Genomic DNA, 24924 nt, shown 5'->3' with positions numbered 1-24924 from the left:
GGACATGCGCTACACTGATGCCGTCGCCGAGAGAACAGGGAACTTATGCAGCATCGTCATTTCGCTTTTTGCCTGGGCCTGATGGGCGCGGCCCACGCCGGCGCCACCGGCATTGCAGTGCAGGTACAGGACGCCACTGGCAAGGTGCTACCGGATACTGTGATTTACATTGAGGCGGAGGGCGGCGGTGGCGGCGCCAAGCCGGGCACCGCGCTGATCGAGCAGAAGGGCTTGAAATTCCTGCCGCTGGTGACCGTGGTACAGACCGGCGCCACCATCAACTTCCCGAACAACGACAAGGTCCGTCACCACATTTATTCGTTCTCGCCGGCGCATAAATTCGACCAGAAGCTATACTCCGGCCAGACGGCGTCGCCGCAGGTATTCGATAAGGCCGGCACGGTTGTCCTGGGTTGCAATATTCATGACAAAATGATCGCCTACGTGAAGATCGTCGACACGCCGTATTTCGCCAAGACCGATGGCGCCGGCGCGGTGCGCATCGACCTGCCGGCGGCCGGCAAGTACGTGGTCAAGGCCTGGCACTACAATACCGTGGGCGGCGCCACGCCGGAACAGGTGTTGACGGTGAAGGCCGGCGAACTCGCCACCGCTGTTTTCAAACTGCCGATGAAACCCATCGCGGCCGACGACGCCGCGCTTTAAATAGGATAGTCCCAGCATGCACTTGCGTTTCCGCAGCCTCGAAAGCCGTATTGTCACCTTGTTCCTGGTGCTGATCGTGGCCGTGCAGGTGGTGGGGCTGCTGGTGATCCAGCGCGGCATCGACAACAACGCGCGGCTGGCGATCGGCAGTGAGCTGACCAATGGCGCCAAGGTGTTCCAGCGACTGCTGGAACAGAATGCGCAAAACCTGCGCTTTGGCGCGCGGCTGCTGGCGCGCGATACGGCCTTCGTGGCCGCCATCGGCAACAATGATGAAAGCGACCGCGCCACGATCGAATCGGCGCTGGCCAACAGCGGCCGGCGCATCAAGGCTTCGCTGACCATGCTGATCGGCGATGACCGCAAGATCAGCGTCTCCACCAATCCGCCGCAGGCGGCGGGGCTGGAGAAAATCGCGCTGTCGATGCTGGACGCGGCCGAAGCAGGCGACGGCGCGATCGGCATCGCCATCGTCGACCACCGGCCATTCCAGATCGTCGCCATGCCGGTCAAGGCGCCGATCACCATCGGCTGGATCGTGATGACTTTCCCGATCGACCGCCAACTGGCCAACGACATGCGCGAAGTCAGTTCGCTGCACACCACGGTGCTGACCCGTGACACGCAAGGAAAATGGCTGTCGGCTGGCTCCACCTTTGTCGGACCGTCGGCGCAGGAAGTGGTCGATCAATTGCAGGCGCTGGGCGGCAAACCGCCGGCCGGACCCTTCGACATCACGGTGGAAACCGCGAAATACAGCACGCGCCTGCTGTCTATCGGCGAAGACAGTGGCCAGACCGCCAGCGTGCTGCTGGCGCGCTCGATCGACGAAGCCACCGCCGAATACCGGCGGCTGGAGCGCTGGCTGATCGGCCTGACGCTGGCCGGCATCTTCATCTCTGCGCTGGCCATCGTGTTCACCGCCAAGCGCATCGCCCAGCCGATCAGCGAACTGGTCACCACCGCCAAACGGCTGGAAGGCGGCGACTACAAGGTGTCGATCGACAGCACGCGCGAAGATGAAATCGGCCAGCTGGCGCACGCCTTCGACGCCATGCGCGAAGGGATCTCCAAGCGCGAACAGGAAATCCGCCGCCTGGCGTACTGGGACACGCTGACCAACCTGCCGAACCGCGCGCAGTTCGTGGTGCAGCTCAACGACGCGCTGCTGGACGCGCGCCGCCGCGAGGAAGCCTTGTTCGTGCTGATGATGGACCTGGACCGCTTCAAGCACGTCAACGACGTCATGGGCCACAGCTTTGGCGACGCGTTGCTGCAGCAGGTGGCGGGCCGCTTGCAGCTGCTGCTGGCCAACCGCCGCCAGTTGTCGGCGCAAGTGGCGCGCCTGGGCGGCGACGAATTCGCCGTGCTGCTGCCGGCCGCGAACATCGACGCCGCGCTGCTGATGGCGGCCGAGATTTTGCAGGCGCTGGAAACCCCGCTGTCGCTGGAAGACCAGATGGTGGACATCGGCGCGGGCCTCGGCATCGCCGCCTATCCGGAACATGCGGACGACGGCGAGACTTTATTGAGCATGGCCGAAGTAGCGATGTACGCCGCCAAGCAGCGCAACGACGGCGCCGTGGTGTACGACGCGGCGATGGACAAATCCAGTGCCAAGAGCCTGTCGCTGCTGACGGAGTTGCGCAACGCCGCCGAGCGCAACGAGTTCCGCCTGCACGTGCAGCCGAAGATCTCGCTGCAAACCGGTAAAGTGGTTGGCATGGAGGCGCTGGTGCGCTGGGTTCATCCGGAGCGCGGCAATGTGTTCCCCGACGAGTTCATTCCGTTCGCCGAGCAGACCGGCTTTATCCGCGTGCTGACGCGCTGGGTGATGGAGCGTTCGGCCGAGTTGTGCCGCGAACTGGCGCTCAAGGGCCATCCGCTCAAAGTGTCGGTCAACCTGTCCACCCGCGATTTGCTGGACCAGGATTTGCCGGCCAAGTTTGCCGACCTGCTGGCGCGTCACAAACTGACGCCTGGCTCGTTCTGCCTGGAGATCACCGAGAGCGCCATCATGGACGATCCGGTGCGCGCGCAGCACACGCTGGAGCGCCTGAGCGCCATGGGCCTCGATTTGTCGATCGACGATTTCGGCACCGGCTACTCGTCGCTGGCTTACCTCAAACGCCTGCCGGTGAATGAGCTGAAGATCGACAAGTCCTTCGTGCTGAATATGGAGAACGACGAAGGCGATACCAAAATTGTGCGCTCCACCATCGACCTTGGCCACAACATGGGCCTGCGCGTGGTGGCGGAGGGCATCGAGAGCGAAGCCGTATGGCGGCTGCTGGCGGAACTGGGCTGCGACCAGGGGCAGGGCTATTTCATGAGCCGTCCTATTCCGGGCGATCAGATGATCCCCTGGCTGGAGAAGTGGCAGGCGCCGATCGCCATCGCGCAAACCGACGACAGCGCGGTGGCTGTCGATAGCTAATTTGCATTTCATCCCACGAAAACTGCATTACGTCGCATTTTATGCGCGCACGCGCGCGTAGCCCCGATAAGCTGGCGGCATCGTAATCGTTCCGGGAGAATGCATGAGCCGTTTGTTTGCCGCCTTGATCGCCGCAGCCTTTGCCAGTCAGGTATCCGCTGCTGAATCCAATGATTTTTCTCCCGGTGCGTTCAAGCTGCAAAACGGCCAGCCGAACCAGTTGCTGGTCCTCGGCACCGCGCACCTGTCGCAGCTGCCCAAGTCATTCGACCCCGCCAATCTGAGCGCGCTTTTGGAACTGCTGGCGAACTGGCAGCCCAAGGCCATCGCCATCGAAGCCTTGTCCGGTCCTCAATGCGCCTACCTGCGCCAGTATCCCGAACGTTATACCGACACCGTCAAGACCTATTGCTTCGACACGATGCCGGCGCGCAGCGCCACCGGCCTCGATGTGCCGACGGCCACCGCGCAGGCGGAGCGCATGCTTGCCGCGTGGCCGGCCACGCCAGCGCCGGCCGAGCGTCGCAAGCTGGCGTCGCTGTTCCTGGCTGGCGGCGAACCTGCATCGGCCACGGTGCAGTGGTTGCGCCTTCCGGTGGAAGAGCGCCGCGCCGGCGATGGCCTGGACCAAGGCCTGGTCGACAGCCTGGAGAAGCTGCGCCAAATGCGCAACGAAGACTACCTGATCGCCGTGCCGCTGGCGGTACGCGGCGGCCATGAACGCGTCTACCCGATGGACGACCACACCTCCGACGCCTCGGCAGGGGACGAAAAAGCCTACGGCGCAGCCGTGATGAAAGCCTGGGACAACCGCTATACAGCGGAACGCAAGCAGGCTTCCGACATCTTGCAATCGCATCTCGACACGCCGGCCGGCGTACTGGCCATGTACCGCGCCTATAACGCGCCGGGCGCGCCGGAGCAGGCCTTCCACAGCGATTTCGGCGCGGCGCTGGAAGAGCCCTCGCCGCAGCACTATGGCCGCAACTACACCGGCTCGTGGGAGACCCGCAACCTGCGCATGGCGTCCAACATCCGCGAGGTAATGATCACGCTACCCGGCAGCCGCATGCTGGTGATCGTCGGCGCGTCGCACAAAGGTTATCTCGATGCGTACCTGAACCAGATGCACGACGTCCGCATCGTCAACACCGAGGCGTTGTTACGCGCCGAATAAAAACCCGCTATGATCCACAGCACTTCTTTGACTACATGGAACCTCGAATGAAGCAATTGAAACACGCAGCCATGGCTGCCGCAGTCCTGGTGGCGCAAGGCGCCATGGCGCAAACCTGCAACGTCGCCGGCGCCGGCCTGACCTATCCGGTCACGCACACAGTGGACCAGCAGGACAACTACCACGGCACCGTCATCGCCGATCCATACCGCTGGCTGGAAGACGCCAACAGCGCCGAGACCAAGGACTGGGTGGTGGCGCAGAATCAGCTGACGCAAAGTTATCTGTCGCAGATTCCCGGCCGCGACGCGCTCAAGGAACGCCTGACCAAGCTGTGGAACTTCGAGCGCTTCAGCGTGCCGTTCAAGGAAGGCGGCCGCTATTTCTACAGCCGTAACGATGGCCTGCAAAATCAGGCGGTGCTGTACACCACCAAGACGCTGGCCGATGTGCCACGCCTGCTGCTCGATCCGAACACGCTGGCCGCCGACGGCACCGTGGCGCTGGCCGGCCTGGCCGTCAGCCCGGATGGCAAATACCTGGCCTATAGCACCGCCGCTTCCGGCTCCGACTGGAACGAAATCAAGGTGCGCGACATCGACAGCGGCAAGGATGTAGAAGACCACATCAAGTGGGTAAAATTCTCCAGCACCGCGTGGCTGCACGACGGTTCCGGCTTCTTCTACAGCCGCTACGACGAGCCGAAGGAAGCCACCAAGCTGGCCGACGTCAATTACTTCCAGAAGCTGTACTTCCACAAACTGGGCACGCAGCAAAGTGCGGACGTGCTGGTGTATGAGCGTCCAGACCACAAGGACTGGGGCTTCGGCGCGCAGGTCACGGAGGATGGCCGCTTCCTGATCATCAGTGCCTCGCAAGGCACGGAGAACAAGAACCGCGTGTTCTACAAGGACTTGAGCAAGAAGGACGCGAAAGTGGTCGGCCTGCTGGAGGACTTTGACGCCGCCTATGATTTCGTCGGCAATGACGGTCCGGTGTTCCTGTTTCGCACCGAGCGCAATGCGCCACGCGGCCGTATTGTCAGCATCGACACCCGCAAGCCGGGTGTGCTGAACTGGAAGCAGATCGTCCCGGAAAGCAGCGACACCATGGTGTCGGCATCGGTGGTCAACAACCAGCTGCTGGTGGACTACCTGAGCGACGCACACAGCCTGGTCAAGGTCTACGACCTGAAAGGCAAGTCGCTGCACGACGTTGAACTGCCAGGCCTGGGCACCGCCGGTGGCTTCAGCGGCAAGCGTGGCGACACCGAAACCTTCTACTCGTACACCAGCTTCACCACGCCGAGCACCATCTACCGCTACGACCTGAAGGCCAACAAGAGCAGCGTGTACCGCCAGCCGAAAGTGGACTTCGATCCGGCCGCGTTTGAAACCCGCCAGGAGTTCTTCACCTCGCGCGATGGTACCAAGGTGCCGATGTTCATCGTCTCGAAAAAAGGCCTGAAGCTGGACGGCAGCAATCCGACCTACCTGTATGGCTACGGCGGTTTCAATATCTCGCTGACGCCGAGCTTCTCGGTGGCCAACCTGGCGTGGCTGGAAATGGGCGGCGTCTATGTGATGGCCAACCTGCGCGGCGGCGGCGAGTACGGCGAATCGTGGCACGCGGCCGGCACCAAGCTGCAAAAGCAGAACGTGTTCGACGATTTTATCGGTGCGGCAGAATGGCTGGTGGCGCACAAGGTAACGTCGCCGGCCAAGCTGTCCATCGGCGGCGGCAGCAACGGCGGCCTGCTGGTCGGTGCGGCGATGACGCAGCGTCCGGACCTGTTTGCGGCGGCGATTCCGCAAGTGGGCGTGATGGATATGCTGCGCTTCCATAAATTCACCATCGGCTGGGCGTGGACCTCGGACTACGGCTCGTCCGACAATGCCGATGAATTCAAGGCGCTGCTCAAGTATTCGCCGCTGCATAACCTGAAGAAGGGCACCTGCTACCCGGCCACCATGATCACCACCGCCGATCATGACGATCGCGTAGTGCCGGCCCACAGCTTCAAGTTTGCCGCCACCGCGCAGGCCGACCAGGCAGCGGGCGGCGCGCCTATCCTGATCCGCATCGAGAGCAAGGCGGGCCACGGCGCCGGCAAGCCGACCACCAAGCAAATCGACGAAGTGGTGGACCGCTGGGGCTTCCTGACCCGTGCGTTGCAGATGGGGTCTGTAAAGGAATAAAGGGCCCTGCACTCAGCAGGCCAGGTTCTGACCCCGTACAGGGGCAGAACCTTTCGTTTTTTTAGGAATTTTATAATTGTTAAATAATTTCCGAAAATATGCCGCTGGACACAGTAATTACCCCTCAAAAACAAGAATTTCCATCAGGGTTGCACATCAATAGTTGATTGTATCTAAATGGTTTTTCCGCTCACCAACGCCTACACAGTTGAAGCTTAAAGTAATTCGTCTATTTAAAGAAATTGGCATAATGCAATCTCTTTTTTATTGATGGAGTACACATGAGTGTGAAACTATCTTATCTGCTGGTGGGGGCACTGGCAGCGGCTGGCGTAATGACGTCAGCCCAAGCGAATGTAGTGGAGGTGGATGGTGCGCATGTCTCGTTTGTGTACAACACCGACTTTTGGGGCTTGGGTACTGCTGTCGTCAACGGCGACAGCATCACGTTTACTGCCGATCCGGCATTCAGCCTGACGCGAACTGTGGCCGCCGGCGGCGACCCGCTTTCGGCATCGCATGTGGCAAGCAGTCCGCAGGCGCTGACGGTTGTGGCCAAATCTGGCTACCAGGTCGGCTTTGGCGTAAGCACCGTCTACAGCGGTAACTTTGCCGTAGCTCCGGCCGTTGAGGGCGGCAATAGCATCGCTGTGTCGGGCAACGGAGCGCTTACCGGTGGCAGCTATGCGAACGGCCTGTTCACCAGCGGCGGCTCGGTGGCGGCGTATGGCGGCGGCATCTCGTTCTACAACGGCACTTCGGGCGTCATCAACCAGACCGACACCCTGCAGACCAAGGGTGCGTTCGAGGCCGTGCAAGCCAGTGTGCGGCTGAACAGCTCGCTGTCGCTGGGCACTGCCGGCACCAGTTCCGTGGCCCTGACGTCGTACCAATACGGCTTCACCGCAACGCCGCTGGCGGCAGCGCCAGTACCGGAACCAGCGACCTACGGTATGTTGCTGGGCGGCCTCGGTTTGATGGGGATGGTGGCGCGTCGCCGCAAGAACGCACCAAAATAACGCCTTGTTTTAGTGCGCACCGGGTCGGTGCGCACTTTTGCACCATTTGAAAAACCATTGAAATCAGTCACTTAAAATTTGCACCAAATTGGAACGATTATTGCTTTTAGCATGAAACGTTTTTAATTTTCGCATTGTTTTGGGGAGTGATTGTTGATGGATGCACACAAAGACGGCGCCAACGCTTTATTCATTTTGCTCGGCGCTATCATGATTCTGGCCATGCACGCGGGCTTTGCTTTCCTTGAGCTGGGCACGGTGCGCAAGAAAAACCAGGTCAACGCGCTGGTGAAAATCCTGGTCGATTTTGCCGTATCGACCATCGCGTATTTCTTCGTCGGCTATAGCATTGCCTACGGCATCAATTTCTTCTCCTCGGCCGACGTGCTGGCTGCCAAAAACGGTTACGAGCTGGTCAAATTCTTCTTCTTGCTGACGTTTGCCGCCGCCATTCCGGCGATCATCTCCGGCGGCATTGCCGAGCGCGCGCGTTTCCACCCGCAGACCATCGCCACCGCGTTGCTGGTCGGCCTGATCTACCCATTCTTTGAGGGCATCGCCTGGAACAACCGTTTTGGCGTGCAGGACTGGCTGACGCACAGCTTCGGCGCCGCCTTCCACGACTTCGCCGGTTCGGTGGTGGTGCACGCGGTCGGCGGCTGGATCGCGCTGCCAGCGGTGCTGCTGCTTGGCGCACGCCGTGGCCGTTATATGAAAAACGGCGCCATCGCCGCCCATCCACCATCGTCGATTCCATTCCTGGCGTTGGGCGCGTGGATTCTGACGGTTGGCTGGTTCGGCTTTAATGTGATGAGCGCGCAGTCGCTGGACAAGATGAACGGCCTGGTCGCCGTCAACTCGCTGATGGCCATGGTGGGCGGCACGCTGGTCGCGCTCATGATGGGCAAGAACGATCCCGGTTTCGCCTACAACGGCCCGCTGGCCGGTCTAGTGGCGGTGTGCGCCGGCTCGGACCTGATGCATCCGCTCGGCGCGCTGGTCACCGGCGGCATTGCCGGCGCAGTGTTTGTCTGGATGTTCACGCTGGCGCAGAACAAATGGAAGATCGACGATGTGCTGGGCGTGTGGCCGCTGCACGGCCTGTGCGGCGCCTGGGGTGGCATCGCGGCCGGCATCTTTGGGCAGAAGGCCCTGGGTGGTATCGGCGGCGTCTCGCTGCTGTCGCAACTGGTCGGCACCTTGATGGGTGTGGCGGTGGCGCTGATCGGCGGCTATGCGGTGTACGGCGTGCTGAAAGCCACGCTGGGCCTGCGCCTGGACCCGGAAGAGGAATTCCAGGGCGCCGACCTGTCGATCCACCGCATCAGCTCCACGCCGGAGCGCGAAGCCAACTGGTAATTCTTAGCGGTGAATCACCACCAGCAGCGCCTTCGCCTCGGTCTTGCCGACGTTGCGGATGATGTGCTGCTGGTCGCCCGGGTAGCGCGCCGTGCTGCCCAGTTTGACCTTCTTCTTGTCGTTACCGACTTCCACTTCGACTGAACCGTGCAGCAGGGTCAGGTGCTCCTGCGCGCCTGGATCGTGGCCTTGCGAGGCCAGCTCGCCGCCCGGCGACAGCGTCAGTTCATACCACTCATATTTACTAGCCAGTTCCAGCGGGCCCAGGATGCGCAGCACATAGCCAGCGTGCAGGCCGGGCAGGGTAGGCGTCTCGTGGGCGTCGATCACGCGGATGGTCTCGGTCTCGCGCTCGGCGGTGGCCAGCAGTTCGCCGATCTGCACGCCCAGCGCATTGGCCAGCCGCCAGGTGATGGCGATGGTGGGGTTAGCCTTCTCGCGTTCAATTTGCGACAACATTGACTTCGATACACCGGCGATGCGCGACAGGTCTTCCAGCGTCAGGCCGCGGGCCAGGCGCAGGCGCTGCAGGGCGGCGCCGACTTCAGGTGGAGCATTGGACGAAACGAGTGTGTTCATTATAGTGGTTGCGGAGTTCACTGGTTCTCTATAAAATTCAATATATCGAATTTGAATTCGACATAACGAATTTCGCATAAGATGGCGGAATCGTATCACAGACCTGAGGACCATCATGAGCAATCCACAAAATACTTTCTATAGCAGCCTCCAGCAAAGCCTGGATCAATTGCGCGAACAGGGCCTGTACAAGCCAGAGCGCGTACTGGCATCCCGCCAGGGCTCGGAAGTGATGAGTGAGGATGGTCGAATGCTGATTAATATGTGCGCCAACAACTACCTCGGCCTGTCGGGCGAGGAGTGGGTGGCGCAGGCGTCCATTGACGCCACTGAAAAATATGGCTACGGCCTGTCGTCGGTGCGCTTTATCTGCGGCACGCAGACCGTGCACAAACAGTTGGAGCAGGCCATCTCCAAGTTCCTCGGCACCGAAGACACGATTCTGTACGCGGCCGCCTTCGACGCCAACGGCGGCGTGTTCGAGCCGCTGTTCGACGAGAACGACGCCATCATCTCCGACGCGCTGAATCACGCCTCGATCATCGACGGCATCCGCCTGTGCAAGGCCGCGCGCTTCCGCTACGCCCACAATGACATGGCCGACCTGGAGAAGCAGCTGCAAGCGGCTGCCGACAAGCGCCATAAAGTCATCGTCACCGACGGCGTGTTCTCGATGGACGGCACCATCGCCCAGCTGGACAAGATTGTTGAACTGGCCGACAAATACGGCGCGCTGGTGATGATCGACGAATGCCACGCCTCCGGCTTCATGGGCAAGACCGGCCGCGGCACGCACGAACACCACAACGTGGTCGGCAAGATCGACATCATCACCGGCACGCTGGGCAAGGCGCTGGGCGGCGCCATGGGCGGCTTCACCTCCGGCCGCAAGGAAGTGATCGAGATGCTGCGCCAGAAGTCGCGTCCTTACCTGTTCTCTAACACGCTGGCGCCGTCGATTGCCGGCGCGTCGCTGGCCGTGCTGCAGCAGCTGTCGCAGTCGACCGAGTTGCGCGACCGTCTGCACGAAAACACCGCGTACTTCCGTAAAGAGATCGAAGCGCTCGGCTTCACCATCAAGCCGGGCACCCACCCTGTGGTTCCTGTGATGTTGTTCGAAGCGCCTGTGGCGCAGAAGTTCGCCGCGCGAATGTATGAACTGGGCGTGCTGCTCAGCGGCTTCTTCTACCCGGTGGTCCCGATGGGCCAGGCGCGCGTGCGCGTCCAGCTGTCTGCCGCGCATACCCGCGAGCAGCTGGACACCGTACTCAAAGCATTCGAACAGGCCGGCCGCGAATTGGGCCTGCTGAAGAACTAATATGAAAATCGTCAGGAACACAGAAATGGAACAACAAAAAATTCTCGTCATCGGCGCCAATGGCCAGATCGGCAGTGAACTGGTGGAAGCACTGGCCACACAACACGGTGCACAGAACGTCATCGCCAGCGATGTCAGCCCGACCAACCTGTATCAGGCAGCGCGCTACACCACGCTGAACGTGCTGGATAAAGTGGCGCTGGCCGCATTGATCACCGACGAAGGCATCACCCAGGTGTACCAGCTGGCGGCAATGCTGTCGGCCACCGGTGAAGCGGCGCCGCTGAAGGCGTGGACGCTGAACATGGACGGCCTGCTGAATATTCTGGAAGTGGCGCGCGAGCGCGGCGCCATCGGCAAGCCGCTGAAGGTGTTCTGGCCATCGTCGATCGCCGCCTTCGGCCCGAACACGCCGCAAACCGATACGCCGCAACTGACAGTGATGGACCCGACCACCATCTACGGCATCAGCAAGCTGGCCGGCGAGCGCCTGTGCGAATACTACTTCCTGAAGTACGGCGTGGACGTGCGTTCGATCCGCTACCCAGGCATCATCAGCTACAAATCGCCTCCGGGCGGCGGCACCACCGATTACGCGATTGCGATCTTCCACTCGGCACTGCGCGGCGAGCGTTATGAATGCTTCCTCGGCCCGCAAACCACGCTGCCGATGATCTACATGCCCGACGCGATCCGCGCCACCATCGAGTTGATGGATGCGCCGGCGGAGCTGGTGAAAGTACGTTCCTCGTACAACGTGGCCGGCGTGTCGTTCAACCCGGAGCAGCTGGCTGCTGCGATTACCCGCAAGCTGCCGGACTTTAAAATCGCCTACCAGCCGGACAGCCGCCAGGCCATTGCCGACTCCTGGCCGCAAAGCCTGGACGACGCCACCGCCACTGCGGACTGGGGCTGGAAAGCCCGCATCGGCGTCGATGAAATGGTCGACAGCATGCTGGCCAATATCGACGTCAGCCTGGGCAAGGCCGCCTGATGGACATGAGCGTCTTCGATCTGTTCAAGATCGGCATCGGCCCATCGAGCTCGCACACCGTGGGCCCGATGGTTGCGGCGCGCCGATTCCTGCTGGATAACGCGCCATTGGAGGACGTGACCGAAGTCAAGGCCGAGCTGTATGGTTCGCTGGCCCTGACCGGCATCGGTCACGCCACCGATAAAGCCGTGCTGCTTGGCCTGATGGGTGAAACGCCGCAGGACGTGGTGCCAACGCGCGTGGATGCGCAGCTGGCGGAAGCCGAAGCGGCCGGCCAGCTCGCGCTGCTTGGCAAGCAGGTGGTGCCGTTCAAGCGCGGCACGCATCTGGTCTTCCATATGGCCGAATCGCTGCCCGAGCATCCGAACGGCATGCGCTTCACGCTGACCCGGAAGGATGGCAGCAGCGTCGCCAAAGTCTACTACTCGGTCGGCGGCGGTTTTATCCGCGAAGAGGGCGAGGAAGCAGCGTCGGTGGCGTCGGTGGTGGTGCCTTACCCGTTCGGCACCATGGACGAACTGCTGGCGCACGGCGTGCGCAGCGGCCTGACCATCCCGCAGATGCTGCGCGCGAATGAGCGTGTGCGCGTCAGCGACGATGAACTGAACGCCGGCCTGGATAAAATCTGGAAGGTGATGCGCGACTGTATCGCCCATGGCCTCGACACGCCGGGCCAGCTGCCGGGCGGCTTGAACGTCAAGCGCCGCGCCGCTGGCCTGTGGAAGCAGGCCAGCACTAGCAGCCCGGCGGACAGCCTGCCGCACGACGCCATGCATCTGGTCAGCCTGTATGCGATGGCGGTCAACGAAGAAAACGCCGCCGGCGGACGCGTGGTCACTGCGCCGACCAACGGCGCGGCCGGCATCATCCCGGCGGTGCTGCGCTACTACGCAGAAGATTGCAAGCCGAGCGACCCGGTCACCGGCGTGCGCGACTTCATGCTGACGGCTGCTGCCATCGGCATGCTGTGCAAGCGGAACGCGTCGATCTCCGGCGCGGAAATCGGCTGCCAGGGCGAAGTGGGCGTCGCTTGCGCGATGGCTGCTGCTGGCCTGGTCGCAGCGCTGGGCGGCAGCAATGGCCAGATCGAGAACGCCGCCGAAATCGGCATCGAACACCATCTGGGCATGACCTGCGATCCGATCGGAGGGCTGGTGCAAATTCCCTGTATCGAGCGTAACGGCATGGGCGCCGTCAAGGCTATCACGGCCGCCTCGCTTGCTCTAAAGGGCGATGGCACGCACTTCGTCAGCCTCGATGAAGTGATCGAGACCATGCGCCAGACCGGCGCAGACATGCAGGCGAAGTACAAAGAGACTTCGCTGGGCGGCCTGGCGATTCACGTCATCACCGTCAATCACGCGGCTTGCTGACGGCCAGTTGTAGTTTGAACTGATCGTCTACGCCGACGGTTGCGGTTTCGCCGATCGGCACCAGCAAGCCTGGGCTGCTGATCACGCGGTCGTCATGCTTGATGACCGCCTTCACAAACACGGAACTGGGGCTGGCCTTGGTCAGCACCAGTTCCGTGCGCCATACACCGTCTTTCCCGGTGCTGGCCACCGCCGCCTGCACGCCTTCCTGTACCAGTAGTGCCGGCGAGGACGACTCGCCGCCGGCGACCAACTTCATATTGACCATGTATTTGTCCGGGCTTTCCACGCCGGCGTTGGCGGCCATGGCGCCGTAGCCGCATGCGGCGACGAGGGCAGTGATGGTGATGCGGCCGAACACGCGGCGAAGCTTGGTGGGTGGCGTTTGCTGCAACTGCATGATGCGCTCCTTCAGTGGGTGAGTGGACTGCCAGTGGCAATGAATCAGTGCTGCCTGGGTGGACATCTGCGTTTTCAGCATGGCGTCGGCGTAGCTGCGCCTCAGGCCCGGATGCGCGTGCATGACGGCGGCGTCGCACGCCAATTCCTGATCCAGCCGGAAGCGGCGCGCGGCCAGATGCACCAGCGGATGGAACCACAGTGCGCATTGCAGCAGTGCGCACAGGGCGTTCATCAAGGGATCGCGGCGGCGCAGATGCACAGCTTCGTGGGCGAGGATCAGTTGCTGCTCTTGCGTTGTATAGCGCGCGCCGAAATCGGCCGGCACCACGATCACGGGCTGCCACAGACCAACCACCGCAGGGCCTTCGTCGGTGCGCATGCTGTGATAGATGCTGCCGTCGCGGAGGAGTGGGCCAAGCTGCTTGCGGTAGCGACTGTGCGCGACGCCATACCACGCCAGCATCGTCACGGCCACCACCAGCCAGGCCGTCACCGCCCACGTCTGCCACTGCTGCCATGGCATGCTGGCGATGCTGGCGGCGGGCAGGCCGGCGCTGGCGAGATGGCGCAACGGCGCCACCACCTGCTGCACCTGTGCCGGCATGCGCACGGCGGACAGCACGGCCAACGCCGTCGCCGTCAGCGTGATCGGCACTGCGGCCCAAGCCAGGTAGGCGATCCGCGCGCCGAACGCCCGTCGCAACGGCACGCGCGCGACGCACAGCAGCAGGATGACAGCGCCGGCAATCAGGCTGGCAGCGAGCAGCGCATGCAGGATGTCATTTGCCATCGCTAAGCTCTTTGACTAAACGCTTCAGGTCTTCAAGATCGTCGGCACTCAGCTTGCCGTGCTGGCCAAAGTGAGCGACCAGCGGCGCGATGCGGCCCCCGAACAGGCGCTGCACCATGCTGCCGCTCTCCGTCACCAGCCACTGGTCACGCGTCAACAGAGGTGAGTAGAGGAAGCGCCGGCCATCCTTCTCGGCGAGCACCGCGCCTTTCTTGAGCAGGCGATTCAGCAGCGTCTTGATGGTGGCGACCTGCCACGCCTGTTGATCGCTGAGCGCCGCCACCACGTCTTCCGCCGTGCGCGGGCTACCGCTCCACAGCACTTCCATGACTTGCGATTCAGCCTCGCTGATTTGGATAGGTTTATTCATGCGGTTAACGATTACATATGTAATCGACGATGTCAACCTGCACAAACTTCAAAATTGACATATAGTCGCCGACTTGGATAAACAATGAGAATAAGAATCATGTTGATTGCGATGAGAATCTGGTCGATAGCGCTGCTTGCCTTTTGCCTGAATGGGACCGTGCACGCGCAGGCGAACGATCCAAACGCCGGCGCAAAGCAGTTATGGCAGCTGATTGATTATGTCGCCGTCGATTACGGCGGCGCGGTAGAGCATGGCGTAGTCGCCAGTGAGTCCGAATATGCGGAAATGCTGGACTTCACCGACAACGCGGTCAAGCAGGCCGCTGGTTTGCCGCCGCATGCATCGCAGGCTGCGGTATCGGCCGCAGTGGCCGACCTGCGGGCCGCCGTCATGCGCAAGGCCGATGCGGCCGAAGTCAAGAATCTTGCGCACCGCGCCAACGCCTTGCTGATCGCGGCCTATCCGATTCCGGTGGCGCCGAAAGCCATGCCGAATCTGGCGCGCGGCGCTTCGCTGTATGCCGCGCAGTGTGCCGCCTGCCACGGCGCGGCGGGTCACGGCGACGGCACGCTCGCCGCTTCGCTCGATCCCAAGCCGATTGCCTTCTCGGACGCTGAGCGCGCGCAGTCGCGTAGCCTGATGGCGCTATACCAGGTGGTGACGCAAGGCGTGGCGGGGACGTCGATGGCCAGTTTCGCCGCCTTGCCTGAGGCGGACCGCTGGGATCTGGCGTTCTTCATCGGCGGCCTGTCGTTCGACGCTGCTGCCCGCGCGCGCGGCGAAAAATTGTGGAAAGATGATCCGGCGCTGCATGCTCAATTCCCCGATCTGGCCGCAGTCACGACGCTGACGCAGGAAGCCATCGCCGCCAAAACCGGCATGCAGACGGCGCGTGATTTGACCGCTTACATTCGCAGCCAACCAGCGCAGGCCGAAGGACAAAAACCATCCGGCCTGGCGCTATCGCGCACGCGCCTGGCGGAAAGCCTGGCCGCCTTGCATGCGGGTGACCGTGCGGCGGCCACTAAGCTTGGCTTGTCCGCCTATCTGGACGGCTTCGAGCCGATCGAACCGGTGGTCGGCGCGCGTAACAAGTCGCTGCTGGCGGCAGTCGAAAGCGCCATGCTGGCGTATCGCTCCGCCGTCGCCAACGGCGATGTCGCCAAGGCCGACGCGGTCGGCAAGGAACTCACGCAGCTATTCACTTTGGTGGAAGCCGAACTGGGTGACGCCAAAGCCGACCCGATGACGACCTTTGTCGGCGCGCTGACCATCCTGCTGCGCGAAGGCGTCGAGGCGCTGTTGATCGTGATCGGCATCATCGCCTTCCTGCGCAAGGCGCAGCGCAAGGATGTACTGCCGCATGTCCACGCCGGCTGGATAGGCGCATTGGTAGCGGGTGTGCTGACCTGGGTAGCGGCGACCTACCTGGTGACGATCAGCGGCGCCAGTCGCGAAGTCAGCGAAGGTGTCGGCTCGGTATTCGCGGCGCTGGTGTTGTTGAGCGTCGGCCTTTGGATGCACCAAAAGAGCAGCGCCGGACGCTGGCAAGAATATCTGAGCGAGAAGCTGTCGGCGGCGATGACCCGCAAGACCGCATGGAGCCTGTTCGCGCTGTCCTTCATCGCCGTGTACCGCGAAGTGTTCGAGACGGTGCTGTTCTACTCCGCGCTGGCGGCGGATGGCAACGGCGGCGCGCTGCTGGGTGGCTTCATCGCAGCGGTGGTGCTGCTGGCGATCATCGGCTGGGTGCTGCTGCGCTCCAGCGCGCGTATGCCGATCGGGAAGTTCTTCTCCTTCACCTCCAGCTTTGTCGCGGTGCTGGCAGTAATCCTGATTGGCAAAGGTGTGGCGGCGTTGCAGGAAGCCGGATGGGTCGGCGTCACGCCGGTCAGCTTCCCGCGCATCGACATGTTGGGCGTGCTGCCGACCGCTGAAACGCTGGGCTCTCAGGCGCTGATACTGGCGATTCTGCTGGCCGGCTTTGGTTTCAACCGGATCTCTGCTGCACGCCGCGTGAAAGCTTAAGCTTCCAGCAGGGCGCGGAAGGCGTCCGGCAGCAATGGCTTGCTGAAGTGATAGCCCTGCATCTCATCGCAGTCCTGCTCGCGCAGGAATTCCAGCTGCGCCGTCGTCTCCACGCCTTCTGCGATGGTGGTCAGCCCGAGGCTGCGCGCCATGTTGATAATGGCGCTGACGATGGCCTTGTCCTCGCTGTCGGTGCTGATGTCGCGCACGAAGGACTGGTCGATCTTCAGTTTGTAGACCTTGAACTTCTTCAGGTGGCTGAGTGACGAGAAGCCGGTGCCGAAATCGTCGATCGACATGCGGATGCCACGGTCATGCAACTGGTTCATGGTGGCGATGGCGCCTTGTGGGTCCTGCACCGCGACGCCCTCGGTCAATTCCAGCTCCAGGTATTCCGGTGGCAGGCCTTCTTCGTACAGCACTTGCGCCACATGCGAAGGCAGGTCGGCGGTGCGGAACTGGATGGCTGACAGGTTCACCGCCATGACCAGCGGCGGCAGGCCGGCGTCCAGCCACTGGCGCGCCTGACGCACGGCCTGGCGCAGCACCCAGTCGCCAATCGACACAATCAGGCCACTTTCCTCGGCGGCCGGAATGAATTCGGCCGGCGACACCACGCCCAGTTCCGGTGTACTCCAGCGCAGCAGTGCCTCCGCGCCGACGATGCGTCCAGTCTTCAGCGATACCTGCGGCTGATACACCACGTGCATCTGGTCGCGCTCCAGCGCATAGCGCAGCGCGTTCACCACTTGCAGATGACGCGCTGCGCGCTGCTGCATGGCGACCGTGAAGAAGCGGAAGTCGTGACGGCCGGCGCGCTTGACCTGGTACATGGCGGCGTCGGCGCGCTGCAACAGCGTCTCGACATCCTGGCCGTCGTCCGGATACATGGCGATGCCAATTGAGGCCGATACCTTGAGGTCGTGCGTGCCCACCGTGTAGGCCTGTCCGGTCAGGTCGAGCAGCTTGCGGGCGACGTCGCTGGCTTCGCCGCCGCCGGCATTCGGCAGTACAAAAATGAATTCATCGCCACCGAGGCGCGCCACCAAGTCGGTGTCGCGCAGGCAGCTGGTCAGGCGCAGCGCTAGTTCGGAAAGGAGGGCGTCGCCCACCGTGTGGCCCAGCGAATCGTTGATGTCCTTGAAGTGATCCAGATCCAGCATCATCAGCGCCATCGAGGTGCGGCTGTTGCGCGCGTGTTCCAGCAGGTGACGCGCTCGCTCGTGCAACTGGGAGCGGTTCGGCAGGCCGGTCAGCACGTCGTAGTGCGCCAGGTATTGTACGCGCTGGTCTGCCTGCTGGCGCACCGCCTCGCGGTCGAAGTTCTTCAACGCGAATTCGATATCCAGCGTCATTTCCAGCAGCAGTTCGCGCACGTCCTGATCGAAGGCGTTGACAGTGCTGGAGTAGGGCGCGAAGAAGCCGATGATTTCGCCGTCGCGGCGCAGCGGAATCGCCGCCGATGCGGCCCAGCCATAGCGGGCGCCGTGGGCGTGCCAGTAAGCCGTCTCCGGCGCGTGCTGGTAGTCCTGGCACCAGTAAGGCTGGCCGCTGTGGTAGGACAGGCCGATCGGCCCGCGTCCTTCCGGCGTATTCGGGTCCAGCGAGACTTCCAGCTGTTCCAGGTATTCGATGCCGCCGCCGAACGATGCGGCGACGTCGATGCGGCCATGTTCCTTGTCGATGATGCCGATCCATGCCATCGCCATGCCGCCGTAGCTGACCACGTCGCGGCAGATGCGCTCGAACAGTTCCCCTTCGCTGTGGCTGCGCACAATCGCCTGGTTGCACTGGCTGAGCGCCGAGTACAGGCGGCTGATGCGCTGGATGCGCTCGACCGCCTCATTGCGCTCGGCGTCCAGCCGCGCGAGGCCTTGCTGTGTGTGCGCCAGCCAGCCCCACACGCTGTCGTGGGCGCTGTCGCTGACGGTCAGCGGATCGGAGAAGTCGCCGCGTCCCAGCTTTTCCATGCTGGCCTGGAGCTGATCGACCGAGCAACCGAGCGAGGCGTCCAGCCGCTGCTTGGCGCGCCACACCAGCAGCACCAGTACCACGGCGCTGAACATGAAGGCGCAGCGGGCCAGGTTGGCATCCCGCGCGGTCTCCTCGACCAGCATGCGGGTGCGGCGGTCGACGCTGTCGTTGACGGCGCCGATGGGGCGCATGATGTCGGCCTTGGCGCGGTGATAGGCGGCGTCGTACAGCATGGCGGTGGCCTTGGCGACATCGCCGCCGGCCGCGCGCATGTCCATGGCGGCGACCTCCAGGCCTACCAGCTTGTCCGATTCGTTCTTGGCGGCGGCCAGCAGCGCCAGTTCTTCCGGCGCGAAGTCGGCCTCGCGCATCAGCTGCATCAACGGCACGGGCGCGTCGCCGGCGCGCGGACGCTGGCCGTTGGCCTGCACCAGATCCCAATACACGTTTTCGTAGTTGTGCGGGCGCGGCGCGCGGCCGTCGCGGATGTCGACGATTTCGTTGTAGTGTGTGCGGTAGTGCGCTTCGCCGGTGGCGACGTAGGTGCGGGCCATGCGCGTCAGGTCATCGGAAGACTGGCGCAATTCCTCGACCAGGTTATGCGAGGCGTAGCGCAGGTCGTTGGCCTGGTCGATGCGTTTTTCAGTCCACACGTAGAACATGAAGGCTGCCGCCACCAGCAGCAGCGTGACAAAACAGGCCCACAGGTAGCTGATGAATTGAGGTTGCGGCGGATGGACGTGGGACTTCATGTGGTTTGCGGCGAGATGCTGGAGTTTGGCTGTAATTCAGCAGTATATGGCCTGACCTCGTCACCAGCCAGCACCGCTGGCGCCGGGCATGACCATAAAACAACGTGAATTTCACGGGAGGCCGCAAGGCGCACTATAATAGTCCCTCGCTTTGTACCGTCCTGCAGCTCAACTGGAATCTCTTCTTATTTATGCAATACGTGTCTACTCGCGCCGCCCAGTCGGCCGCCGCTTCGTCTCCTCAACAATTTTCCGATATTCTTCTCGGTGGCCTGGCCACTGATGGCGGCTTGTTCCTGCCTGCCTCCTACCCGCAAGTGACGGGCGCGGAGCTAGACGCATGGCGCCAGCTGTCGTACGCCGATCTGGCGTTCGAGATCCTGAAGAAGTTTGCGACCGATATTCCGGAAGCGGACCTGCGCGCGCTGACCGCCAAGACCTATACCAAAGAAGTATATAAAAACGTTCGCGAGGGCGAGAAGGCTTCCCAGATTACGCCGCTGCGCGTTCTGGAAGAAGGCGAGAACGGCACCAAGCTGGTGCTGCAAGCGCTGTCCAACGGCCCGACGCTGGCCTTCAAGGATATGGCCATGCAGTTGCTGGGTAATCTGTTTGAATACGCGCTGGTCAAGCAGAACGCGGAACTGAATATTTTCGGCGCCACCTCCGGCGATACCGGCAGCGCCGCCGAATACGCGATGCGCGGCAAGCAGGGCATCCGTGTCTTCATGCTGTCGCCGCACAAGAAGATGAGCGCCTTCCAGACCGCGCAGATGTTCAGCCTTCAGGACCCGAACATCTTCAACATCGCCATCGAAGGCGTGTTCGATGATGCGCAGGATATGGTCAAAGCCGTATCCAACGATCTGGAATTCAAGGCCAAGTACAAGATCGGCACCGTCAACTCGATCAACTGGGCACGCGTGGTGGCGCAGGTGGTGTACTACTTCCGCGGCTATCTGGCGGCGACCACCTCCAACGACCAGAAGGTCTCGTTCACCGTCCCGTCGGGGAACTTCGGCAATATCTGCGCCGGCCATATCGCCCGCATGATGGGCCTCCCGATCGACAAGCTGGTGGCGGCCACCAACGAAAACGACGTGCTGGATGAATTCTTCCGCACCGGCGTGTACCGCGTGCGCAAGTCGGCCGAGACCTACCACACCAGCAGCCCGTCGATGGACATCTCCAAGGCGTCCAACTTCGAGCGCTTCGTGTATGAACTGGTGGGCCGCGACGGCGACCGCACCCGCGCGCTGTTCCAGAAAGTGGACACCCACGGCGGCTTCGACCTGTCCGGCAAGCCTGGCAGCGACGGCGACGAATTCAAGCTGGTGGCCAATTACGGCTTCAAGTCCGGCAAGTCGACCCACGACGACCGCGTGAACACCATCCGCGACGTGGCCGACGATTACGGCATCGTGATCGACACCCACACCGCCGACGGCATCAAGGTCGCCAAGGAAAACCTGGAACCTGGCGTGACCATGATCGTGCTGGAAACCGCGCTGGCGGCCAAGTTCAACGAAACCATCCTGGAAGCGCTGGGCGAGGATGCCGAACGTCCGGACGGCTTTGAGAATATCGAAGACCTGCCGCAGAAGTTCGTGGTCATGAAACCGGATGTCGCGGCCATGAAGGCCTACATCGCCGCCAACACGGGGCTGTAATGAACGAGCCGCGTAAGCCTATGCTGTCGGTCAGCGAGGCGCTGGCGCAGATGCTGGCCGCCGTGCGTCCGGTGGCAGATGAAGAAATCATCTCGACGCTGGCCGCCAATGGCCGCGTGCTGGCCAAGGCGCAGGTCTCCGGCATGAACGTGCCGGGCGCCGACAACACGCAGATGGACGGCTACGCGGTGCGCGCCGCCGATTGCGCCAGCGGCAATGCGTCGCTGACGGTGTCGCAGCGGATTCCGGCCGGCCATGTCGGCCAGCCTTTGCTGCCGGGGACTGCGGCGCGCATTTTCACCGGCGCCATGATTCCGGAGGGCGCGGATGCTGTGGTGATGCAGGAGCAGTGCGAGTTGGCGGGCAATGTGGTCACCATCAAGCATGCGCCGAAGTCCGGCGAGTGGATACGCCGCGCTGGTGAGGACATCACCAGTGGCAGCGTAGTGCTGCCGGCTGGCGCGCGCTTGCGCAGCCAGGAGCTGGGCCTGGCCGCATCGGTCGGACTGGCGGAGCTGCCGGTCAAGCGCAAGCTGAAGGTGGCGGTGTTTTTCACCGGCGACGAGCTGACCATGCCGGGCGAGCCGTTGGCGCCAGGCGCGATCTACAATTCCAACCGCTTTACGCTGCGTGCGCTGCTGGAGAATTTGGGCTGCGAGATCACCGATTTCGGCATCGTGCCGGATTCACTGGAGGCGACGCGCTCGGTGCTGCGCGAGTCGGCGCAGGGGCATGATCTGATCATCACTTCCGGCGGCGTATCGGTCGGCGAGGAAGATCACATCAAGCCGGCGGTGGAAGCCGAGGGCAAGCTGAATATGTGGCAGATCGCCGTCAAGCCGGGCAAGCCGCTGGCGTTCGGCGAAGTGCAGCAGGCGTTCTTTATCGGCCTGCCGGGCAATCCGGTGTCCAGCTTCATCACCTTCATGATGTTTGTGCGGCCGTTCGTGCTGCGCCTGCAAGGCGTCGAGGGGGCGATTGCGCCGCGCGCGTTCCCGATGCGCGCCGATTTCGACTGGCCGAAGGCCGACAAGCGCAATGAGTTCCTGCGCGCGCGCATCAATGATGCGGGTGGCGTGGAGCTGTTCCGCAATCAGAGTTCCGGCGTGCTGACGTCGACCGTGTGGGGCGATGGCGTGATCGACAACCCACCCGGCCAGACCATCGCCGCCGGCGACCTGGTTCGATTTATACCGTTTAACGAGTTATTGTACTGATTGTAAAGATGGTTATTACCGTAAAATTTTTTGCCAGTGTGCGTGAGGCAGTGGGAGCGTCGTCGGAGTCGATGGCGCTGCCGGCTGGCGTGGCGACGGTGGGTGCGCTGCGCCAGCATCTGGCCGCGCGCGGTGAGCAGTGGCAGCAAGCTTTGAGTCATCCGGCGCTGCGCATGGCCTGCAACCAGGTGATGTGCGACGCCGATACGGCGATTGCCGACGGTGCCGAAGTAGCGTTCTTCCCGCCGGTGACCGGCGGCTAGGTCGTCTTTTTAGCCTTGCGCGCGGCGGCCAGGTCGTCGCACATGCCGCAGGCCTTGGCGTGGCGATGACGGCGCCAGGCGGAGTAGGTGAAGATGGCAGCCGCGATCAAGGCCCATGCGCCGGCGCTCAGGTAGTCTTCCCTGGCGGTCGAACCCTTGAACCATTCGACGGCGGCCAGCAGCGCGGCCAGCGGCACCGCCGCCAGCAAAAAGCGTTTAATCCAGAATAGCGCACCCATATTATCTCCCTCGTTTTTATCGGACCGAATGCATGCAGTTTAGTTTGACATCTTTTCGCGTCGCCGTCATCGGCGGCGGCCCCGCCGGGCTGATAGCCGCGCAAACGCTGGCGCAGGGCGGGGCGCAGGTGGACGTCTATGATGCCATGGCTTCGGTCGGCCGCAAGTTTTTGCTGGCGGGACGCAGCGGCATGAACATCACGCACGCGGAACCGTATGCGGATTTTGTCACGCGTTACGGCGCCAGCGCGCAGGCCTTGCGGCCGATGCTGGATGCGTTTGGCCCGCAGGATGTGCGTGATTTCGTCCAGGGCCTAGGACTGGAGACGTTTGTCGGCACCTCGGGCCGCGTGTTCCCGACCGATATGAAGGCGGCGCCGTTGCTGCGCGCGTGGCTGCATCAGTTGCGCGAGAGCGGGATACGCTTCCATATGCGGCATCGCTGGCTGGGCTGGCAGGATGGCGCGCTGCGCTTTGCGGCGCCGGACGACGCGGGCGTGGCCGGCGCGTGCGAGGTGCTGGTGACGCCGGACGCGGTGGTGCTGGCCCTCGGCGGCGGTAGCTGGGCGCGGCTTGGTTCGGATGGCGCGTGGCTGCCGTTGCTGGCGTCACGTGGCGTGGAGGTGGCGCCGCTGGCGCCGGCCAATTGCGGCTTCGATGTGGCGTGGAGCGAGCATTTCAGTGGCCGCCATGCCGGTGAACCGTTGATGACGGTGGCAGTGATCGCGCGCGATGCGCAGGGCCAGGAAATGCGCCGGCAGGGGCAGTTCGTGGTGACGCAGGGCGGTGTGGAGGGGAGCTTGATTTATGCGTTGTCCGCGCCGTTGCGGGATCAGATCGCGGCCGAGGGCCACACGACGATCTGGCTGGACCTGATGCCGGATTGGACGCCGCAGCGCGTGCTAAACGAAGTGTCGCGTCCACGCGGCGCGCGCTCGATGGCCAGCCATCTGCAAAGCCGTTTGGGTATCAAGGGTGTCAAGGCAGGGCTGCTGCGCGAGTGTTTGAGCAAGGAGCAGTTCAGCGACGAGGCCCAATTGGCTGCGGCGATCAAACGGCTGCCGGTGCGGCTGCTGCGGCCACGTCCCATCGATGAGGCGATCAGCACCGCCGGCGGCGTGCGCTGGGATGCTTTGCAGGGCGCCATGCTGAAGGCCCTGCCGGGCGTGTTCGTGGCCGGCGAGATGGTTGACTGGGAAGCGCCAACCGGTGGCTACCTGCTCACCGCCTGTTTTGCCGGCGGCGTGGCCGCGGCGCGCGATGCGCTGACCTGGCGTGCAGCTGCGATCACTCCCAGCTAACGTCGCCGGAACCGGTGCGGCTGACGTTGCGCTGGTCGGGATTACCCAGCACACGGATATCACCGCTGCCGCGCAGCGTCAAATCGGCCGACTGTTTGGCGAAGACGTGGCTGGTGCCCGAACCTTTCAGATTCACGGTGACCTTTTCAGCCGCCAGATGGCGCGCATCCAGGTCGCCGGAGCCGGTCAGTTGCGCATCCAGCGTCTTGCAGCTGCCGGAGGCGGTGATCTGGCCTGAGCCGACCATCTCCAGCTCCACATTTTCGGTACTGCCCGCGCTCAGATTCAGGTTGCCGCTGCCATGCGCGCCAGCCGCCAGCGAACGATAACGGCCGCTGAAGGTCACATTGCCCGAGCCGTGCAGCTGCAACTCCAGCCGCTCGCCGTTAAAGCCGGACACCTTGGTGTCGCCGCTGCTGCTGACCATCAGTTCTTCCAGCGACGGCAGCACCAGCTCCACCTGCAACCGGTGGCGCGGATTGAGCAGCATGCCCTTGGTGCCAATGTGCAGGTCGCGGCCATCCTGCAGGGTCTCGATATTCGCCAGCGAACGCTGTTCACCGCGCACGCGCAGCGAGGCGTTCTGGCCCTGCATCAGAATCAGGTCGATCGGGCCACTTAACTCCACCGAGGTGGCCATGGCGTCGATCTTGCGTGTCTCGCTGCCGAGCGAACGGCCGGCGGTGCTGGTTGGGCTGCTGCTGCCGTAAGCCTTCAGCATGCTGTAGCTGACGCCGATCAGCACAAAGGCCAGTAACAGCAGGCTGGCGCCGATTTTCATTAATGCTCGCATCT

Annotated in this window: 20 protein-coding genes; 14 read left to right on the top strand and 6 right to left on the bottom strand. The window is 62.8% G+C overall.

What is annotated here, in order from left to right; translation table 11 throughout:
• Nucleotides 1-45 precede the first annotated feature (45 nt).
• From GTP69_RS02615 to GTP69_RS02590, 6 genes are all read left to right on the top strand, one after another.
• Nucleotides 46-666 carry a methylamine utilization protein gene (locus GTP69_RS02615; RefSeq protein WP_161053391.1) on the top strand — a complete coding sequence of 207 codons (621 nt, stop codon included), beginning with the start codon at nt 46-48 and terminating at the stop codon, nt 664-666.
• A gap of 16 nt (nt 667-682) precedes the next feature.
• Nucleotides 683-3103: a putative bifunctional diguanylate cyclase/phosphodiesterase gene (locus GTP69_RS02610; protein WP_161053390.1), complete on the top strand. Its 2421-nt coding sequence runs from the start codon at nt 683-685 to the stop codon at nt 3101-3103.
• A gap of 103 nt (nt 3104-3206) precedes the next feature.
• Nucleotides 3207-4280 carry a DUF5694 domain-containing protein gene (locus GTP69_RS02605; RefSeq protein ID WP_161053389.1) on the top strand — a complete coding sequence of 358 codons (1074 nt, stop codon included), beginning with the start codon at nt 3207-3209 and terminating at the stop codon, nt 4278-4280.
• Between the two features lie 47 nt (nt 4281-4327).
• Entirely contained in the window at nt 4328-6478 is a 2151-nt protein-coding gene (locus GTP69_RS02600) for a prolyl oligopeptidase family serine peptidase (RefSeq protein ID WP_202424265.1), read from the top strand.
• Nucleotides 6479-6759: 281 nt separating this feature from the next.
• Nucleotides 6760-7497, top strand: coding sequence for an FxDxF family PEP-CTERM protein (locus GTP69_RS02595; RefSeq protein WP_161053388.1), 738 nt, complete (start codon nt 6760-6762; stop codon nt 7495-7497).
• A 156-nt stretch (nt 7498-7653) separates the two neighbouring features.
• Nucleotides 7654-8856 (top strand): ammonium transporter, encoded by a 1203-nt coding sequence (locus GTP69_RS02590; protein WP_161053387.1) that lies wholly within the window; start codon nt 7654-7656, stop codon nt 8854-8856.
• A gap of 3 nt (nt 8857-8859) precedes the next feature.
• Here GTP69_RS02590 and GTP69_RS02585 read toward each other — a convergent pair whose 3' ends face one another.
• The gene (locus tag GTP69_RS02585; protein WP_110847796.1) at nt 8860-9435 is read right to left on the bottom strand and encodes a helix-turn-helix domain-containing protein; all 576 of its coding nucleotides are present in this window, start codon (nt 9433-9435) and stop codon (nt 8860-8862) included.
• A gap of 115 nt (nt 9436-9550) precedes the next feature.
• Here GTP69_RS02585 and kbl point away from each other — a divergent pair, with 115 nt between their 5' ends.
• Genes kbl through GTP69_RS02570 form a run of 3 tightly spaced genes read left to right on the top strand, consistent with a single transcriptional unit; the run spans nt 9551 to nt 13120 of the window.
• On the top strand, nt 9551-10753 hold the full coding sequence (gene kbl, locus GTP69_RS02580) for a glycine C-acetyltransferase (protein WP_161053386.1): 1203 nt from the start codon (nt 9551-9553) through the stop codon (nt 10751-10753).
• A 25-nt stretch (nt 10754-10778) separates the two neighbouring features.
• Nucleotides 10779-11747, top strand: a complete 969-nt coding sequence (locus GTP69_RS02575) for an NAD-dependent epimerase/dehydratase family protein (protein WP_110847798.1) — start codon at nt 10779-10781, stop codon at nt 11745-11747.
• Nucleotides 11747-13120, top strand: a complete 1374-nt coding sequence (locus GTP69_RS02570; RefSeq protein WP_161053385.1) for an L-serine ammonia-lyase — start codon at nt 11747-11749, stop codon at nt 13118-13120. Before GTP69_RS02575 ends, GTP69_RS02570 begins: the two co-directional genes overlap by 1 nt.
• Here GTP69_RS02570 and GTP69_RS02565 read toward each other — a convergent pair.
• Together GTP69_RS02565 and GTP69_RS02560 are read right to left on the bottom strand one after the other, a co-directional pair.
• On the bottom strand, nt 13101-14312 hold the full coding sequence (locus GTP69_RS02565; protein WP_161053384.1) for a M56 family metallopeptidase: 1212 nt from the start codon (nt 14310-14312) through the stop codon (nt 13101-13103). The two genes, GTP69_RS02570 and GTP69_RS02565, sit on opposite strands and share 20 nt — an antisense overlap.
• On the bottom strand, nt 14302-14682 hold the full coding sequence (locus tag GTP69_RS02560) for a BlaI/MecI/CopY family transcriptional regulator (protein WP_202424264.1): 381 nt from the start codon (nt 14680-14682) through the stop codon (nt 14302-14304). Before GTP69_RS02560 ends, GTP69_RS02565 begins: the two co-directional genes overlap by 11 nt.
• A gap of 99 nt (nt 14683-14781) precedes the next feature.
• On the opposite strand from GTP69_RS02560, the gene GTP69_RS02555 reads away from it, so the two are divergent.
• Nucleotides 14782-16713 carry a cytochrome c/FTR1 family iron permease gene (locus tag GTP69_RS02555; protein WP_229260766.1) on the top strand — a complete coding sequence of 644 codons (1932 nt, stop codon included), beginning with the start codon at nt 14782-14784 and terminating at the stop codon, nt 16711-16713.
• On the opposite strand, the gene GTP69_RS02550 is transcribed toward GTP69_RS02555, so the two are convergent.
• Nucleotides 16710-19439, bottom strand: a complete 2730-nt coding sequence (locus GTP69_RS02550) for a putative bifunctional diguanylate cyclase/phosphodiesterase (RefSeq protein ID WP_161053382.1) — start codon at nt 19437-19439, stop codon at nt 16710-16712. The two genes, GTP69_RS02555 and GTP69_RS02550, sit on opposite strands and share 4 nt — an antisense overlap.
• 191 nt (nt 19440-19630) lie before the next feature.
• On the opposite strand from GTP69_RS02550, the gene thrC reads away from it, so the two are divergent.
• From thrC to moaD, 3 genes are read left to right on the top strand one after another with little or no spacing between them, the layout of a single operon-like run.
• Nucleotides 19631-21109: a threonine synthase gene (thrC, locus tag GTP69_RS02545; protein WP_161053381.1), complete on the top strand. Its 1479-nt coding sequence runs from the start codon at nt 19631-19633 to the stop codon at nt 21107-21109.
• A complete protein-coding gene (locus tag GTP69_RS02540; RefSeq protein WP_161053380.1) occupies nt 21109-22326 on the top strand; it encodes a molybdopterin molybdotransferase MoeA in 1218 nt (405 codons plus the stop codon). The genes thrC and GTP69_RS02540 overlap by 1 nt, the downstream gene beginning before the upstream one ends.
• Before the next feature lie 8 nt (nt 22327-22334).
• Entirely contained in the window at nt 22335-22589 is a 255-nt protein-coding gene (gene moaD / locus GTP69_RS02535; protein WP_161053379.1) for a molybdopterin converting factor subunit 1, read from the top strand.
• On the opposite strand, the gene GTP69_RS02530 is transcribed toward moaD, so the two are convergent.
• Nucleotides 22586-22828: a hypothetical protein gene (locus GTP69_RS02530; RefSeq protein WP_110847805.1), complete on the bottom strand. Its 243-nt coding sequence runs from the start codon at nt 22826-22828 to the stop codon at nt 22586-22588. The genes moaD and GTP69_RS02530 overlap by 4 nt on opposite strands.
• 32 nt (nt 22829-22860) lie before the next feature.
• Between GTP69_RS02530 and GTP69_RS02525 the strand changes: the two genes are divergently transcribed.
• Complete coding sequence (locus GTP69_RS02525) at nt 22861-24129, top strand: TIGR03862 family flavoprotein (protein WP_161053378.1); 1269 nt, start codon at nt 22861-22863, stop codon at nt 24127-24129.
• On the opposite strand, the gene GTP69_RS02520 is transcribed toward GTP69_RS02525, so the two are convergent.
• Nucleotides 24116-24922 carry a head GIN domain-containing protein gene (locus tag GTP69_RS02520; protein WP_161053377.1) on the bottom strand — a complete coding sequence of 269 codons (807 nt, stop codon included), beginning with the start codon at nt 24920-24922 and terminating at the stop codon, nt 24116-24118. The two genes, GTP69_RS02525 and GTP69_RS02520, sit on opposite strands and share 14 nt — an antisense overlap.
• Between the last annotated feature and the right edge of the window lie 2 nt (nt 24923-24924).

Source organism: Duganella levis, from assembly GCF_009857605.1.
Classification (GTDB): Bacteria; Pseudomonadota; Gammaproteobacteria; order Burkholderiales; family Burkholderiaceae_D; genus Rugamonas; species Rugamonas levis.
Note: the sequence above shows the minus strand (reverse complement) of the source record. Positions and strands in the feature narration are given on the sequence as shown.

Bases quoted from the DNA above. Each gene is read 5' to 3' on its own strand.
- GTP69_RS02585 (WP_110847796.1), bottom strand. From the start codon at position 9,435: ATGAACACACTCGTTTCGTCCAATGCTCCACCTGAAGTCGGCGCCGCC.
- GTP69_RS02605 (WP_161053389.1), top strand. From the start codon at position 3,207: ATGAGCCGTTTGTTTGCCGCCTTGATCGCCGCAGCCTTTGCCAGTCAG.
- GTP69_RS02550 (WP_161053382.1), bottom strand. From the start codon at position 19,439: ATGAAGTCCCACGTCCATCCGCCGCAACCTCAATTCATCAGCTACCTG.
- GTP69_RS02520 (WP_161053377.1), bottom strand. From the start codon at position 24,922: ATGCGAGCATTAATGAAAATCGGCGCCAGCCTGCTGTTACTGGCCTTT.
- GTP69_RS02560 (WP_202424264.1), bottom strand. From the start codon at position 14,682: ATGAATAAACCTATCCAAATCAGCGAGGCTGAATCGCAAGTCATGGAA.
- GTP69_RS02555 (WP_229260766.1), top strand. From the start codon at position 14,782: ATGTTGATTGCGATGAGAATCTGGTCGATAGCGCTGCTTGCCTTTTGC.
- GTP69_RS02565 (WP_161053384.1), bottom strand. From the start codon at position 14,312: ATGGCAAATGACATCCTGCATGCGCTGCTCGCTGCCAGCCTGATTGCC.
- GTP69_RS02540 (WP_161053380.1), top strand. From the start codon at position 21,109: ATGAACGAGCCGCGTAAGCCTATGCTGTCGGTCAGCGAGGCGCTGGCG.
- GTP69_RS02590 (WP_161053387.1), top strand. From the start codon at position 7,654: ATGGATGCACACAAAGACGGCGCCAACGCTTTATTCATTTTGCTCGGC.
- GTP69_RS02575 (WP_110847798.1), top strand. From the start codon at position 10,779: ATGGAACAACAAAAAATTCTCGTCATCGGCGCCAATGGCCAGATCGGC.
- GTP69_RS02615 (WP_161053391.1), top strand. From the start codon at position 46: ATGCAGCATCGTCATTTCGCTTTTTGCCTGGGCCTGATGGGCGCGGCC.
- GTP69_RS02530 (WP_110847805.1), bottom strand. From the start codon at position 22,828: ATGGGTGCGCTATTCTGGATTAAACGCTTTTTGCTGGCGGCGGTGCCG.
- thrC (WP_161053381.1), top strand. From the start codon at position 19,631: ATGCAATACGTGTCTACTCGCGCCGCCCAGTCGGCCGCCGCTTCGTCT.
- GTP69_RS02600 (WP_202424265.1), top strand. From the start codon at position 4,328: ATGAAGCAATTGAAACACGCAGCCATGGCTGCCGCAGTCCTGGTGGCG.
- kbl (WP_161053386.1), top strand. From the start codon at position 9,551: ATGAGCAATCCACAAAATACTTTCTATAGCAGCCTCCAGCAAAGCCTG.
- GTP69_RS02570 (WP_161053385.1), top strand. From the start codon at position 11,747: ATGGACATGAGCGTCTTCGATCTGTTCAAGATCGGCATCGGCCCATCG.
- moaD (WP_161053379.1), top strand. From the start codon at position 22,335: ATGGTTATTACCGTAAAATTTTTTGCCAGTGTGCGTGAGGCAGTGGGA.
- GTP69_RS02525 (WP_161053378.1), top strand. From the start codon at position 22,861: ATGCAGTTTAGTTTGACATCTTTTCGCGTCGCCGTCATCGGCGGCGGC.
- GTP69_RS02610 (WP_161053390.1), top strand. From the start codon at position 683: ATGCACTTGCGTTTCCGCAGCCTCGAAAGCCGTATTGTCACCTTGTTC.
- GTP69_RS02595 (WP_161053388.1), top strand. From the start codon at position 6,760: ATGAGTGTGAAACTATCTTATCTGCTGGTGGGGGCACTGGCAGCGGCT.